At 64.0% G+C, this 13238-nt stretch carries 10 protein-coding genes; 2 read left to right on the top strand and 8 right to left on the bottom strand.

The features are described 5' to 3' along the window. Positions 1-35: 35 nt before the first annotated feature. The 5 genes from J4E58_RS20370 to J4E58_RS20350 all read right to left on the bottom strand — a co-directional run bounded on the left by J4E58_RS20370 (position 36) and on the right by J4E58_RS20350 (position 5529). Positions 36-830 carry a hypothetical protein gene (locus J4E58_RS20370; protein WP_087092197.1) on the bottom strand — a complete coding sequence of 265 codons (795 nt, stop codon included), beginning with the start codon at positions 828-830 and terminating at the stop codon, positions 36-38. Next, complete coding sequence (locus J4E58_RS20365) at positions 827-1675, bottom strand: DUF4123 domain-containing protein (protein WP_087092198.1); 849 nt, start codon at positions 1673-1675, stop codon at positions 827-829. Before J4E58_RS20365 ends, J4E58_RS20370 begins: the two co-directional genes overlap by 4 nt. Continuing rightward, positions 1672-3747 (bottom strand): type VI secretion system tip protein VgrG, encoded by a 2076-nt coding sequence (locus J4E58_RS20360; RefSeq protein ID WP_087092199.1) that lies wholly within the window; start codon positions 3745-3747, stop codon positions 1672-1674. Before J4E58_RS20360 ends, J4E58_RS20365 begins: the two co-directional genes overlap by 4 nt. A gap of 349 nt (positions 3748-4096) precedes the next feature. Further along, positions 4097-4921 carry an alpha/beta fold hydrolase gene (locus J4E58_RS20355; protein ID WP_087092200.1) on the bottom strand — a complete coding sequence of 275 codons (825 nt, stop codon included), beginning with the start codon at positions 4919-4921 and terminating at the stop codon, positions 4097-4099. Positions 4922-4953: 32 nt separating this feature from the next. Further along, a complete protein-coding gene (locus J4E58_RS20350) occupies positions 4954-5529 on the bottom strand; it encodes a flavodoxin family protein (RefSeq protein ID WP_087092201.1) in 576 nt (191 codons plus the stop codon). A gap of 388 nt (positions 5530-5917) precedes the next feature. On the opposite strand from J4E58_RS20350, the gene J4E58_RS20345 reads away from it, so the two are divergent. Next, on the top strand, positions 5918-8734 hold the full coding sequence (locus J4E58_RS20345) for a winged helix-turn-helix domain-containing protein (RefSeq protein WP_087092202.1): 2817 nt from the start codon (positions 5918-5920) through the stop codon (positions 8732-8734). Here the strand turns inward: J4E58_RS20345 and J4E58_RS20340 are convergent. After that, positions 8681-10177, bottom strand: coding sequence for a winged helix-turn-helix domain-containing protein (locus J4E58_RS20340; protein ID WP_087092284.1), 1497 nt, complete (start codon positions 10175-10177; stop codon positions 8681-8683). The two genes, J4E58_RS20345 and J4E58_RS20340, sit on opposite strands and share 54 nt — an antisense overlap. Positions 10178-10329: 152 nt before the next feature. Then, entirely contained in the window at positions 10330-11280 is a 951-nt protein-coding gene (locus tag J4E58_RS20335; RefSeq protein ID WP_087092203.1) for a GlxA family transcriptional regulator, read from the bottom strand. 222 nt (positions 11281-11502) lie between these two features. Between J4E58_RS20335 and J4E58_RS20330 the strand changes: the two genes are divergently transcribed. Further along, the gene (locus J4E58_RS20330) at positions 11503-12225 is read left to right on the top strand and encodes a pirin family protein (protein ID WP_087092204.1); all 723 of its coding nucleotides are present in this window, start codon (positions 11503-11505) and stop codon (positions 12223-12225) included. A 209-nt stretch (positions 12226-12434) separates the two neighbouring features. Here J4E58_RS20330 and J4E58_RS20325 read toward each other — a convergent pair whose 3' ends face one another. Next, positions 12435-12839 (bottom strand): DUF6124 family protein, encoded by a 405-nt coding sequence (locus J4E58_RS20325; RefSeq protein WP_087092205.1) that lies wholly within the window; start codon positions 12837-12839, stop codon positions 12435-12437. Positions 12840-13238: the final 399 nt, after the last annotated feature.

Below are 13238 nucleotides of genomic sequence, written 5' to 3'. Positions count from 1 at the left end.
GAAAGGCCGCTCCCACTCTTCCATCGGCTCAAGGCTCATGGAGTCACCTCCTTGTCTTCGGTGCAACCTGGATAGATGGTGCAGCTGCGGCCATCAGGCATTCTGAAGGTACTGAAGTCTTTGTAGTTGCCGTAGCAGAATGCATATTGGTCTTCGAATCCTTTGCCCATGCAACGCTTCCAACCACCGGGCACCTTGACCCAGGTGTCCTTCATGTACGGCCTTTCCTCATCAGCCAGCTTGATCTTCATCTTCACGGTTTTACCCGGCAGCTCGTCGAGGGTATAGGCCGCAAAGGGACGGCTCTTCAATCGCTCGCCGGATGCATCGGTCTTTTTGCAGTCGAGAATCTTGGTGATATAGCGGTTAGGGCCAATCGTGCGGAATAGCCACTGGCACTGACCGGAAAACTCACTTTCCCCAGCGGCGTTGAACGTACCTTTAACCGCTTCTGGCAGTTCTGTGCGCACCGAAACCTGGGCATACTCACGCCCTAAATCACTCCAGTCCTTACCATAGGTCGCGTTGATTTCCAGCTCGACGTAATCGATCACCAGTTCGCAACCCTTGCGAGTCCGACGTATCTCGATTTGCGCATCCGGCTTGTATTCGGTGCGCCACTCACGGTTGAACTGCGGCGCCAGATTATCTGCCGTCGACACGGTGCAGGTTTGCCCTTTGGCGGGCACGTAATACACCGACGCGACATAGGCGAAGTCCGGTGGCAGGTCGGCGGTGAGGGTAAAGCTGTTGGACTTGCCCAGGGCGGCGCAGCCCTGTACCAGCGCCAGGCTGCTGACAAGAATCAGGCTTTGAAGGGTTCGGTTCATACGGCGGCATCTCCTTGCCAAAACTGCACTTGCTGATACACACGCTGAAAATGCGTCAGGGGTGTTTCGTCGAGTTGAGGTAACCAGGACTTAGGCAGTGCTTCCCGCGGTGCTTGCAAACGTTGAACGAGCAGGAACCGGACTTGCTCTGGCGCCTGCCAGCCCCACGCGCGGGCCAACTCTAACTGAGCCTGTAGCCAGGTGTCCGCATCCTGTTGCCTGGCAAGTTCGGCCAGCCGCTCCATCTGCTCAACCATCAGGTAGCGCCGGGCGTTATCGATTTGTATGCCTGCCGCCGTGTCCGCGGTCGGCGGGACAGCGAGCCACGCCGGGGCGGGTGGCACCGGGTATTCGCCCGGGGCGGGATTGTAGGCGGCCGCCCATTGCCCATCCTGCCAGTAACACACGCTGGCTATCGGCCCGAGGAATTCGCTGCGTTGTTCGGGGCGCAGGTGTGCCAAGGCTCGCCCCAGGACACGATTGTCATGAAAACGATAGAGGGCCTGGTTCGGCCGCTCCCCCGTTACCAGGCGGGCGCGCCAATGGCGGGCCAGTTGATCCAGATCGCCGCTTGCGCTGCTGGCCAGCCAGCCCCAATGACGCTCCGGCGTTTTGAGCAAGACCTGGATGGCTGGATGATCCAGCGTATCGAGCTGAAAAAGGTATGGGCCTATTGCTGCCAGCGCGCTGGCGGGCGTACCGCTATACAGATTGCTGTACTGGTCGTTATCCCTCTCGTTGAGCAGCGCATTGCGCTCATCCAGCTGACCAACGGAGTCCAGTATCAGGTAGAGGCGCTGGCCGAGCTCACCCTGGACGCGCATCCATTGTTCGGGCGTACTCATGCAACCTCTCCAATAGCGCACTGTCCGTCGCGGCAGGCTTCGCAGAGTGGGCAGAAGTCCGCAGCGCGTTGCCTGGCGGCGGCAACGAGCGCCAACGAATTGGCAACGCTGGTCTGCGGCTCCTCGGCCAGTGCCTGTAGGATCTGTTGCGGCGCAATCCCTGCCACCGGGGCTCCGCCCTGAACGATCGGCACGCTGCTGAAGATCCCCCCAGGGGTAATGACGATGTGCTGGCCGCCTGCTTTAAGCGTCAGGCTTGTACTCGCATCAACCACCACATGGGTAGCGGTGACGCGGGCCTGGGGCCCCGCTTGCACGACCCAGGTTCCGCCTACGGTGATGCTGCCATTGCCCGAGATGGAGAGCAGTTCATTGCCGCCGATCTGGGTGTTCCGTACGCCTTGGGTAGTGTGCAGTTCATCACCCTTGATCAGGCTGGAGCTGTTGCTGCCCACCTGATCAAAGCGGTCGTTGCCGATCAGGCTATGGCTGTCCCGGATGATCTGTTCGCGCCGGTCGTTGCCGATTTGGGTGTCGCTGTCGTTGAGGATCAGCTGCTCGATGTCGCGCTGCGCACGCAGGTAGACTTTTTCCTGCCCGGCACGGTCCTCGATCGACAGTTCGTTGTAGCCGCCGCTGTCCGGCGTGCTGCGGCTGCGTAACACGGTCTTGCTTTTGTTCGCCGGTAACGCGTAAGGCACGGGTGTAGTCTTGTTCGGCACAACGCCCGTAATTAAAGGATTGTCCGGGTTGCCTTCGAGGAAAGTCACCACCACTTCCATGCCGATCCTCGGGATGCTCACTGCACCAAAGTTCTCCCCCGCCCAACTTGAAGAAACCCGTAGCCAGCAGCTGCTTTTGTCGCTACCCAGCTCCCGTCGGTCCCAATGGAGTTCGACCTTCACCCTGCCAAACTCATCGCAGAAGATTTCCTCGCCGGTCGGGCCGGTGACCCGGGCGGTCTGGCAGCCCAGCAGGGGCCGGTGCGTCAGCAGCGGCGGACGGAAAAACACGTCCCACGGAATCGCAGTGAAGCTGTTGCGATAGCCCTGGGTGAAGCCGTCTTCGGGCTGGGTGTCGCTAGGGACGGACTCTTCGAGTGACTGCGGTTGTCGGCCGCAATGCGTGACGCTCAGCAACAACCACAAGTCGTTGCAACTGTTGCGCGGGTGTCCGGTCAGGTTGAAGAAGTGCCCACTGCGCAGCGTCGGCTGATCGCTTTGGCCTTCGGCCAACTGGTAATCGACACGGTGCCGTTCCAGGGCCTGCCTGGCCAACACTCTGCCGCGCTCCAGCGTGGTGATCGGCGCTGGGTAACTGTAGTCCTCAAGCACCGGCTGGAAGTCCGCGGTGAATTGGCTTTCGAGCAACAGACTCGGACGTTTCAGATCGTAATCGCGACGCGTCACGGTGCTGGCACGAGTGCTGAAGCGCTGGGAGAACCGGCTGACCACCGGATGGTCCGCTACCGTGCCGGTGTCCTGCTGATAGGGTGTATCCCCCAACAGGGGGAAACAGGTCTGGTCATCGCTGAACACCAGCCGATGGCCCTCGGCCGAGTGCTGGTGGTGCCAGGCGATGCCGTCCTCGGCGCACAAGCGCTGGATGAACTCGAAATCGCTTTCCCCGTACTGGGTGCAGTATTCGCGCTCCGGACTGGTACTGACATTGAAGGTGTAGACGTCGGCCTGGATGCCGTGGCCACCCAGCACCTGGGCGATGATTTGCGGCACTGTCAGGTGCTGGAAGATCCGCTGGTTGCAGCTGAATTGCAGGTAGTGCAGCACCGGCACCAGGGTCAGGTGATAGCGCGTCAGGCGCTTGCCTGCCTCGCCCACGTACAGGTCTTCGATCTGCCCATGAAGGCCTTCGCCGTTCAGCCCGAACCGAAGGAAGGCCGGCTGATTGAGCAGGCTTTCCAGATCGACGTCAGGGTTCTCGCTGACCAGCTCGACGCGGATCCCATAGAGGGTGCTGAGGGCTTCGGTGCCGTCGAAAGCCAGTACCTTGAAGTCATGGCGGACGGCTGGGATCGATAGCGTGAAGTGCGCGGTGTTGGCGGGCGCAAACATTTAGCTTTTCCTTAAGCAAGACAGCGGGCCTTTCAATGACCCGGAGCAAATGGCTGGCAGGACATTAGCAATGCCGCCCCCCCAACGTCTGCGGGACTTTACTTAAAGTCGATGGGGATTTTGCGAGGATTCCAAGGGCCGGATAGGCGTCAGGCGGTCGGCAGTCAGGTCAGGTTTCGCAAAGCACCGGCATAGGTTGAGCTCGCCCAAGCAATGGATAAACCTGCTGTATCAGACTGCGGCGTAGTCCAGCAAACTTCGGTACGGTAATCATCGTGAGATAAAAAAACGCCGGGAGGCAAAACCTCCCGGCGTTTTTTCATGGGTCAGGCGCGGGTCGCCGAACCACTCAGGCCTCGATGAACGCCAGCAGGTCGGTGTTGAGCTGATCCTTGTGGGTGTCGGTCAGGCCATGGGGCGCGCCTGGGTAGACCAGCAGCTTCGCGTCCTTGACCAGCTTGGCCGAGGCGATGCCGGCGGCTTCGATCGGCACGATCTGGTCGGCGTCGCCGTGCACCACCAGGGTCGGCACGTCGAACTTCTTCAGGTCTTCGGTGAAGTCGGTTTCGGAGAAGGCCTTGATGCAGTCATAGGCGTTCTTGTGGCCCGCCGTCATGCCCTGCATCCAGAACCAGTCGATCATGCCCTGGGACGGCTTGGCACCAGGCTGGTTGAAACCGAAGAACGGCCCGCTGGCGACGTCCTTGTACAGCTGCGAACGGTCGGCCAGGGACGCTTCGCGCAGGCCGTCGAAGACCTCGATCGGCAGGCCGCCGGGGTTGGCCGCAGTCCTGAGCATCAGCGGCGGCACCGCGGAAATCAGCCCGGCCTTGGCGACCCGCGCCGTGCCGTGGCGACCGATGTAGCGCGCCACTTCGCCACCGCCGGTGGAAAAGCCGAACAGCACCGCGTCTTGCAGGTCCAGGTGTTCGATCAACTGCGCCAGGTCGTCGGCGTAGGTGTCCATCTCGTTGCCCGACCAGGGCTGGCTGGAGCGGCCATGCCCGCGGCGGTCATGGGCGATGACCCGGTAGCCCCTGGATGCCAGGAAGATCATCTGCGCCTCCCAGCTGTCGGCATTCAGCGGCCAGCCATGGCTGAAGACTATGGGTTGGCCGCTGCCCCAGTCCTTGTAATAGATCTCGGTACCGTCGCGGGTGGTGAATGTGCTCATGGCGTTTTTGCTCCTTCAGGGGGTTGGGTGACTCAAATCGACGAATGGCCCAGGCGCTCGGCCAGGCGCGCTACCCGCTCGCCCAGGTGCGCGGCGGTGCGGCGGTCTTCCAGGGGCGGCGCGTGTTCGGGGGACTGTTCGACATTCGACTGGGCCATGGCGCCCAGGGAACTGCCGAGGCGATTCAACTGGCCATCGAACACCCCGCGGCTGGAGCGCGCCGGCAGCAGGTCGAGGCCGACCCAGATCATCGAGTGCTGGGCCGCGAAGACCGCCATCTGCAATAAGGTGTTGAGCTTGTCGCCACACAGGCAACCGGAATTGGTGAAGCCGGCGGCGAGCTTGTCGCGCCAGGGCTGGGCCAGGTAGAACGCCGCGGTGGCCTCCATGAACCCCTTGAACGGCGCCGAGGCGCTGCCCATGTAGGTCGGCGCGCCGAAGATGATGGCGTCGGCCCGGTGCAGGCACTCCCACTGCTCGTGCACCTCCTCCACCGGAATCAGCCGGCAGGCGCTGCCCAGGTGACTCTCCACCCCCTGGGCCACGGCTTCGGCCATGACCCGGGTATGGCCATAGCCACTGTGATAGACCACCACCACCTTGCTCATTCCGGCATCCTCCAGAGGTGTTCATCCTTTTTTTCTTCGCGTGGCACGCACAACCGTCCCTTCGATTGGCCAAGGCGACGGCCTCGAGTTTTGGACATAGAGCGCAGGCAGGACGAGTTAAACGTTGTTAATTTTCAATGGCGCGGGCACCGCCCCTGCCGCTCGTCGCCAAGGCCACGGCCAATGAATACAGGCGCCATCGCCGGCAAGAAGATTGCTGCGGCCAATGCAGTCGATGCGCGCTCATCCGCGCCGCGTTGCGTTGTTCGGGAAACCTGAGGAACATGCTCGAAAACCGCGCGATAGAAGGCCGCGCCCTTCGTCCGCCCTTCCCGCCCAGGTGCAACGGGAAGCACTAGAAAAAGACCACAGCAGCAGGAGTGAGCCGTTGACCCTACCCCCCGAACAGGCTGTGCATTTCGGCCCCTACCGGATCTACCCGGGGCAACGCCTGATACTGGAAGCCGAGCGGCCCTTGCGCCTGGGCCGCCGCTCCATGGACATCCTGCTGATCCTGCTGGAGCACGCCGGCGAGGTGGTCAGCAAGCAGCAACTGATCGCCCGGGTCTGGCCCAGGAGCGTGGTCGAAGACACCAACCTGCGGGTGCACATGGCGGCGCTGCGCAAGGCCCTGGGCGACGGCCAGGCCGGCCAGCGCTACATCGTCACCGTTGCCCAGCGTGGCTACAGCTTCGTCGCGCCCTTCTCCCTGGAACCCTTCGCCCCCGAGCGCTTCGAGCAAGGCCCCAAAGACCCTTCGGCCGAGCCGGGCGGGCATAACCTGCCGGTGCGCCGCACCCGCCTGATCGGGCGCCAGGCCCTAGTGAACAATGTGCTGACGCAACTGGCGCGCCAGCGCTTCATCACCCTGGTCGGCCCCGGCGGCATCGGCAAGACCACCGTGGCCCTGCGGGTCGCCGAACAGCTGATCGGCCAGTACCGGGACGGCATCCGCCTGCTGGACCTGGCCCCGCTCAACGACCCACGGATGATCACCAGCCACCTGGCGACCCTGCTCGACCTGGCGCTGCACGACGACGAACCGCTGGCCAGCCTGGCGAACTTCCTGCGCGAGCGGCAGATGCTGCTGGTGATCGACAACTGCGAGCACCTGCTCGATGCCATCGCGCCGCTCTGCGAAAGCATCCTGCGTGCGGCGCCACAGGTGCATGTCCTGGCCACCAGCCGCGAGAGCCTGCGCGCCGAGGGCGAATTCTTGCAACGCCTGGAATCCCTGGATTGCCCACCGCCCATCGCGGTGCTGGACCGCGCCCAGGCCCTGACTTTCTCGGCCCTGCAATTGTTCGTCGAGCGGGCGATGGCCAGCCACGACAGCTTCGAACTGAGCCAGGACGAACTGCCCCTGGCGATCGATATCTGCCGGCGCCTGGACGGCATTCCCCTGGCCATCGAGCTGGCCGCTGCCCAGGTCGGCAACCTGGGGCTCGCGGGCTTGCTCAGCCAGTTGCACGGCAGTTTCCGCCTGCTGACCCAGGGCTGCCAGGTCACCCCGGGCCGTCATCAGACCCTGCGCGCCACCCTGGACTGGAGCTTCGAACTGCTCAGCGCCTGCGAGCAGGCCTGCCTGCGCCGGCTGGGCGTATTCAGGGGCGGCTTCACCCTGCCATCGGCCGCGGCGGTGATCGTCGACGCGCACATCGAAGCCAGCGTGGTCTTTACCGCGATCACCCAGTTGGTGGCCAAGTCCCTGCTGAACGTGGAGGTCGGCGACGAGGAAGTGTTCTATCGCCTGCTGGACACCACCCGCAGCTATGCCCTGGAAAAACTCGAGCAGGCCGCCGAACTGCCGGCTACCCGCAGGCGCCACGCCGAACGTTGCCTGGCCTTGATGCACCAGGCCCGGGACGATTGGGAACAGACCCCCTCGACGCTGTGGGTCGAGCGGCACGCCCGCAGCCTGGAAGACATCCGCGCGGCGCTCGACTGGGGCTTGAATGCCCAGGGTCCGCAACAGCTGGCGATCCACCTGGCCGCGGCCTCCGCACCGCTGTGGCAGGAGCTGTCGCTGCTCAAGGAGCACGGCGGCTATGTGCGCCAGGCCCTGGCCCTGCTTCACGCGGCGGGCGAGGCCTGCCCGCGCCTGACCCAGGCCCTCAAGCTGGCCCTCGGCAGCGCCTGCTACCACACCCAGGGCAGCAGCACCGAGGCCATCGAGGCCTTCGTCGCGGCCAGGGCCCTGGCCGAAAGCACCGACGATGTGGCCGCCCAGCTCAAGGCGGTGTCCGGGCACATGGCGGTCAATCTCAGTTGCGGTCACTACCAACTGGCCCTGGAGCAAAGCCGGCAGTTCGACCACCTGGCGCGGCGCGGCGCCGGCCCGACCGCGATGTCCCTCAGCACCCAGCGCCTGCAGGTGCTGGCCCTGCACTTTGCCGGCGATCAGCCGCAGGCCCGGGACAAGGCCGAGCAAGTCATCCAGCTGATGGCCCAGAGCGGGCATATGAACCGCTTCACCCGCGGCTTCGGCGTGCAGTACGACCAGAGCGTCGCCGCCCTGACGATCCTGGCGCGGATCCTCTGGCTGCAAGGCCATCCGGAAAAAGCCTGGCGCACCGCGCGCCACGCCCTGGACATCGCCCTGCAGATCAACCACGGCACGTCCATCTGCTACACCCTGGCCCTGGCCGGCTGCCTGATCGCCCACTACAACGGTGACGCCACGACCGCCCGCGAACTCTTGCGCCTGCTGCTGGAGCAGGCACAGAAGCATTCGGTGCTGCTGTTCTACACCTGGGGCCGGCACTATGCGCAGGTCATCGAAGGCGTCCCGGAGTTCTCGCCACCGCAATCCGGCACCGGGCTGATCGGGGAAATCATGGTGACCCTGGACGGCGCTTTCATCGACAACGCCTTGCTGCAACGGGCCGAAAGCGGCACGGCCGGCTGGAGCACGGCGGAGATCCTGCGCGCCAGGGCCGAGGCGCTGCTGACCGACAATGCGCCTGACGCCGCCGAAGCGGTGCTGCACCAGGCGTTGGCTGTGGCCAGGGCCCAGGGCGCGCTGACCTGGGAATTGCGCAGCGCCACCTCGCTGGCCCGGCTCTGGCAGCGCCAGGGCCGGGCCCGGCGCGCCCATGAGCTGCTCGAACCGCTCTACGCCCGCTTCACCGAAGGTTTTGCCACGCCGGACCTAACCCGCGTCCGGGAACTGCTCGATGAGCTGCAACGACAGGTGCCTGGCTGACAGCCAGCGGGCCTTGCCGATGGCGTGGGCATGCCGCCTTTCGAACACCCGCAGCTGCCCGCTGTGTTCCAGCTTCTGCAGCGCGTAGGCGCGGGTGGTGTTGAGAAAGCGGTAATGCGTCGTGCCCTGGCCGGGCTCCACCACCAGCAGCGATTTGCGCGCCAGTTGCGCCATCACTTCGGCCACGCACTCGGGCCGCAGCACCGCACAGCTGATGACGTCAGTGGCGGCCTGCACGGTGAAGGCCATGTCGAACACCGCCAGGCGCTGCAACAGGCTTTGCTCCAGCGGGCTCAGTCGCTGATAGCTCCAGTCCAGGGCGGACTCGAGCGTCTGGTGCCGGGCCACGGCGGTGCGCCGGCCCTGGGTCAGCAGTTGAAAGCAGTTGTCCAGCTGCGCTTGCAGCCCCACCATCGCCAGCGCATCGATCTGCGCCGCCGCCAGTTCGATGGCCAATGGCAAGCCATCGAGCCGTCGGCAAATTTCGCGCACCGCGCCCAGGTCCTGCTCCCGCAAGGCAAAGCCTTGCTGGCGCGCCCGGGCACAGCTGACGAACAGCTGCACCGCCGAATGGCTCATGACCTCGGCCACGCTGTGCAACGCCGAAGCCGGCGGCACCGACAAGGCCCCCAGGCCATGCACGATCTCCCCCACAGCCTGTAGCGGTTCGCGGCTGGTGGCCAGGATCGACAACCGTGGCGCCGAGGCCAGCAACGGCTCAACCACGGCCCGGCAGCGCTCGAGCAGATGCTCGCAATTGTCCAGCACCAGCAAGGCATGCCGGGTTGCCAGCGCCTCCAGGCCGGCGTCCAGCTCGAGGCTGTGCCTGAGGTGCTCGACCAATTGCGCCGGGTCGTCGATGCTCGCCAGGTCGATGAACCACACGCCGTCGCGGTAGTGCTGCAACAGCAGCTCGGCGACCTGCAGCGCGACCGTGGTCTTGCCGATCCCCGCCGGACCGACCAGGGTCATGAACCGGCGCACCGGCAACTGCCGGACCAGGCTGCCGACCACCGGGTCGCGACCGATGACCGGGGTCAGCCGTGCCGGCAGGTTGTGCTGGGGCTTGTGCAGGCTCGCCAGCGCGACCAGCTCCCCTTGCGCCTCGTACCGCACCGGGGCGGTGAAGCAATAACCGCGCTGCGGAATGTTGACGATGTAGCCTTGCCCGTCCTGGCCCTCGCCGAGGGCGCGGCGCAGGGCGGCGATGTGCACGCGCAGGTTGATGTCCTCGACCACCGAGTCCGGCCAGACACGAGCGATCAATTCGTCCTTGCCCACCACCTGGCCGGCGCGCTCGACCAGCACCCGCAGGATGTCCAGGGCACGCCCGCCCATGCGCAACGGCCGGTCGCCGTCGAGGATCAGCCGCTGCCGCAGGTGGAAGGCGTAGGGGCCGAACCGCAGCAGCCCGTCGCCGTGCAAATCTCTGATGCTGTTCATACGCATCCACATGCTGGAAACCTGGCCGGTGCCAGGCTCCCGCACCTCCTTTACCAAGGGTTCCCCGGTATCTTGGCAGGCACCGATGACGGTACAACCACCCTGGAGGGAGCGTCACGGCCATCGCGGTGCGCCAGACGGACAAGCCGGCGCTAGCTGAACTGTTCGCGGTACTGGGTGGGGGTCAGGCCGAGCTTTTCGCTGAACAGGAAGCGCATGTGCCGCACACTGCCGAAGCCGCTTTTGTAGGCCACGGTCTTGAGCGGCAGGTCGCTGCTCTCCAGCAGGTTCCGCGCCCGGTCGATCCGTGCGCTTTGCAGGAACTCCATGGGCGTCATGTTCACTTCCCGGGCAAACACCCGGGCGAAATGCCGCGTACTCATGTTCGCCAGGCTGGCCATGCGCTCGATGCTGAAGGCTTCGTCCAGGTGTTCGAGCACATGGTTCTGCACCCGGGTCACCGGCGTCTCCTGCGGCGCCACCGTGGCCATCAACGGGCTGAACTGCGCCTGCCCGCCCTGGCGCTTCATCACCACCAGCAACACCTTGGCCACATCCTGGGCGGCCTTCTTGCCGTGGTCCCGGGCGACCACCGCCAGCGCCAGGTCGATGCCGGCGGTGACCCCGCCCGAGGTGATCAGGTTGCGATCCTCGACAAAGATCTGGTCGGTCTCCACCGTCGCCTCGGGGAAGGCCCGGATCAGGCGTTCCGTGTAGTGCCAGTGGGTCGTCACCCGATACCCGTCGAGCAAACCGGCGTGCCCGAGGATAAAGGCCCCGGTGCAGATCGAGCCATAGACGGCCGAGCGGCGCACGGCCCCCGCCAGCCAGTCGAGCAAGGGTCGGTGCTTTTCGTTGTAGGCCCCCGGCCCCCCGGGCACCAGCAGCAAGTCATAGCTGTCGCGCGCCTGGTCGATATGCAGATCGGCCTGCACCTTGACGCCGTTGGAAGCGCGCAACGCGCCGTGCTCGGTACCGATTGTCGAGAGCTGGTAATGGTCCTTCGGCTCCAGATAACGGTTGGCGATGGAAAACACCTCCATGGGCCCGGCCATGTCGAGCAGGAGAAAGTCCGGAAACAACACCATTGCCACGGTTTTCATGGGTAAATATCACTGATATCAAAGGGTTGGAAGCATAACGCCGACCCTGGACATTATGCCCGGACGGCGCGCGCTCAGCGGGCAAGAATACGTGATTCATCGCACAAAATTGTCAACCTGAAACGGACAGTATTTCAGTTTTCATCTACTTATTGCGCCGTAGGGTAAACATTAGCCTTCTCCTCAACCGGACGAATTCCCGTTCCGACAGGAGATTCCCTCATGCTGACCCTTCGCAAAGCCTCTGATCGCGGCGCCGCCAACCACGGTTGGTTGAAGTCGTTCCACACCTTTTCCTTCGCCAACTATCGCAACCCGCGGGAACGGGGTTTTTCCGACCTGCTGGTGATCAACGACGACCGGGTCGCCGCCGGCAAAGGCTTCGGCCAACACCCGCACCGGGACATGGAGATTTTCTCCTACGTGCTCGAAGGCGCCCTGGAACACAAGGACACCCTGGGCACCGGTTCGGTGATCCGCCCTGGCGACGTGCAACTGATGAGCGCCGGCAGCGGCGTGGCGCACAGCGAGTACAACCACTCGACCACCCAACCGGTGCACTTCCTGCAGATCTGGATCGTGCCGGACGTCAGTGGCGCCAAGCCGCGTTACCAGCAAGAGCATTTCCGCCCGCAGCAAAAACGCGGCCGCCTGCAACTGATCATCTCCCCCGAGGGGACCGACGGTTCGCTGCAGGTGCGCCAGGACGCGCGGGTCTATGCCGGGCTGATCGACGGCCAGGAAAGCGCCACCCTCAAGCTCGACGCCAACCGCTACGCCTACGTGCATGTGGCCCGCGGCTCGGTCGACCTCAACGGCCTGCTCTTGCAGGAAGGCGATGGCGTGCGGGTGCGCCAGGAACAGGCGCTGACCTTGAGCAAGGGCATGGATGCCGAAGTGCTGGTGTTCGATCTGCGGGCGCAGGAACTGCCGGAAATGCCTTGACCGGCACCGGCCCGGGGGCTTGCGCCCTCGGGCCTATTTTCGACGTTGACAGGCGGCCAAGGGCCAGTGGAAGCCCTCGACCGCAGCGGCTGATAGCCGCTAGCGCCTATTCGTTCGCTTCAACCAGCCTGACCGAGTTGCCCAAGGGGCGTTCGCCTTTTCCCCTGCCCCTCTGCGGCCGTTCGACGGGTGTGCGATGCCCTCCCGCCTCAAAACGTCTGCGTTTCTCCCTGCCTTCGCGCCCCATCCAGCAACGCATCCACCACCGCCCGCGCCATTTCCACCGAATGGATCATCGACCAGATCAAGCCCCGCTCGATGCCGCTGGCACTGGTGATCTCATCCGCCGTCTCCTCGGCGCACTTGAGCAACAACGACACATGCAACAACGCCTCCTCGGCGCTGACGCCAGGGCGAACGGCAAATAGCGGACGGCCGTTGCCGTCATGACAACCGAACGTGCTGCTGCCGGTTTCCTGCAAGGCACGGTGCAAAGGCTCACCCTCAACGCGACTTTCCAGTGCCTGAAGAAGGGTTTGATTGGGAATTTCCAGCTGAACTATTTGTTCGCGGCTGGGCGAAAGAATGGGCGGATCGGGGACGATCTTTTTCATGACGCGGCTCCTTCTTTGATGAAGACCGCCAGCATCACTTGCAGATGATGGGTGGCGGCTACGTGCAGGTCTGCAAGACCGGGAAGAAGAAGCAAACCCGGCAGACCCGAAGGTCTCCCGCACGCAGCCACCATAAATCGAGCTGACATCTCAACGATTCCGTGTGTGCGTCCAGCGCTTCTTGCTTGTTCGGGCTTGCAGTCCCGATCGCTGATTTTGCAGCGACCGGGGCAGCCTAGCCCCGAACATTCAACAGGCACAAGACGCCAAAACCACAGAAATGTAACCCGGCGATTCTCTCGGAAATACCCTACAAATCAAAGAGAAAAACCGCTCAAACCGTGAGCTTTTTTCGCGAGCAATCGAGCGTCGACCGGCTGCTCCTACAAAGGCCAAATG

Origin of the sequence: Pseudomonas sp. FW305-25 (genome assembly GCF_017351415.1) — a bacterium.
GTDB classification, from domain to species: Bacteria; Pseudomonadota; Gammaproteobacteria; order Pseudomonadales; family Pseudomonadaceae; genus Aquipseudomonas; species Aquipseudomonas chlororaphis.
Note: the sequence above shows the minus strand (reverse complement) of the source record. Positions and strands in the feature narration are given on the sequence as shown.

Bases quoted from the DNA above. Each gene is read 5' to 3' on its own strand.
- J4E58_RS20360 (WP_087092199.1), bottom strand. From the start codon at position 3,747: ATGTTTGCGCCCGCCAACACCGCGCACTTCACGCTATCGATCCCAGCC.
- J4E58_RS20355 (WP_087092200.1), bottom strand. From the start codon at position 4,921: ATGAGCACATTCACCACCCGCGACGGTACCGAGATCTATTACAAGGAC.
- J4E58_RS20340 (WP_087092284.1), bottom strand. From the start codon at position 10,177: ATGAACAGCATCAGAGATTTGCACGGCGACGGGCTGCTGCGGTTCGGC.
- J4E58_RS20365 (WP_087092198.1), bottom strand. From the start codon at position 1,675: ATGAGTACGCCCGAACAATGGATGCGCGTCCAGGGTGAGCTCGGCCAG.
- J4E58_RS20370 (WP_087092197.1), bottom strand. From the start codon at position 830: ATGAACCGAACCCTTCAAAGCCTGATTCTTGTCAGCAGCCTGGCGCTG.
- J4E58_RS20330 (WP_087092204.1), top strand. From the start codon at position 11,503: ATGCTGACCCTTCGCAAAGCCTCTGATCGCGGCGCCGCCAACCACGGT.
- J4E58_RS20350 (WP_087092201.1), bottom strand. From the start codon at position 5,529: ATGAGCAAGGTGGTGGTGGTCTATCACAGTGGCTATGGCCATACCCGG.
- J4E58_RS20325 (WP_087092205.1), bottom strand. From the start codon at position 12,839: ATGAAAAAGATCGTCCCCGATCCGCCCATTCTTTCGCCCAGCCGCGAA.
- J4E58_RS20335 (WP_087092203.1), bottom strand. From the start codon at position 11,280: ATGAAAACCGTGGCAATGGTGTTGTTTCCGGACTTTCTCCTGCTCGAC.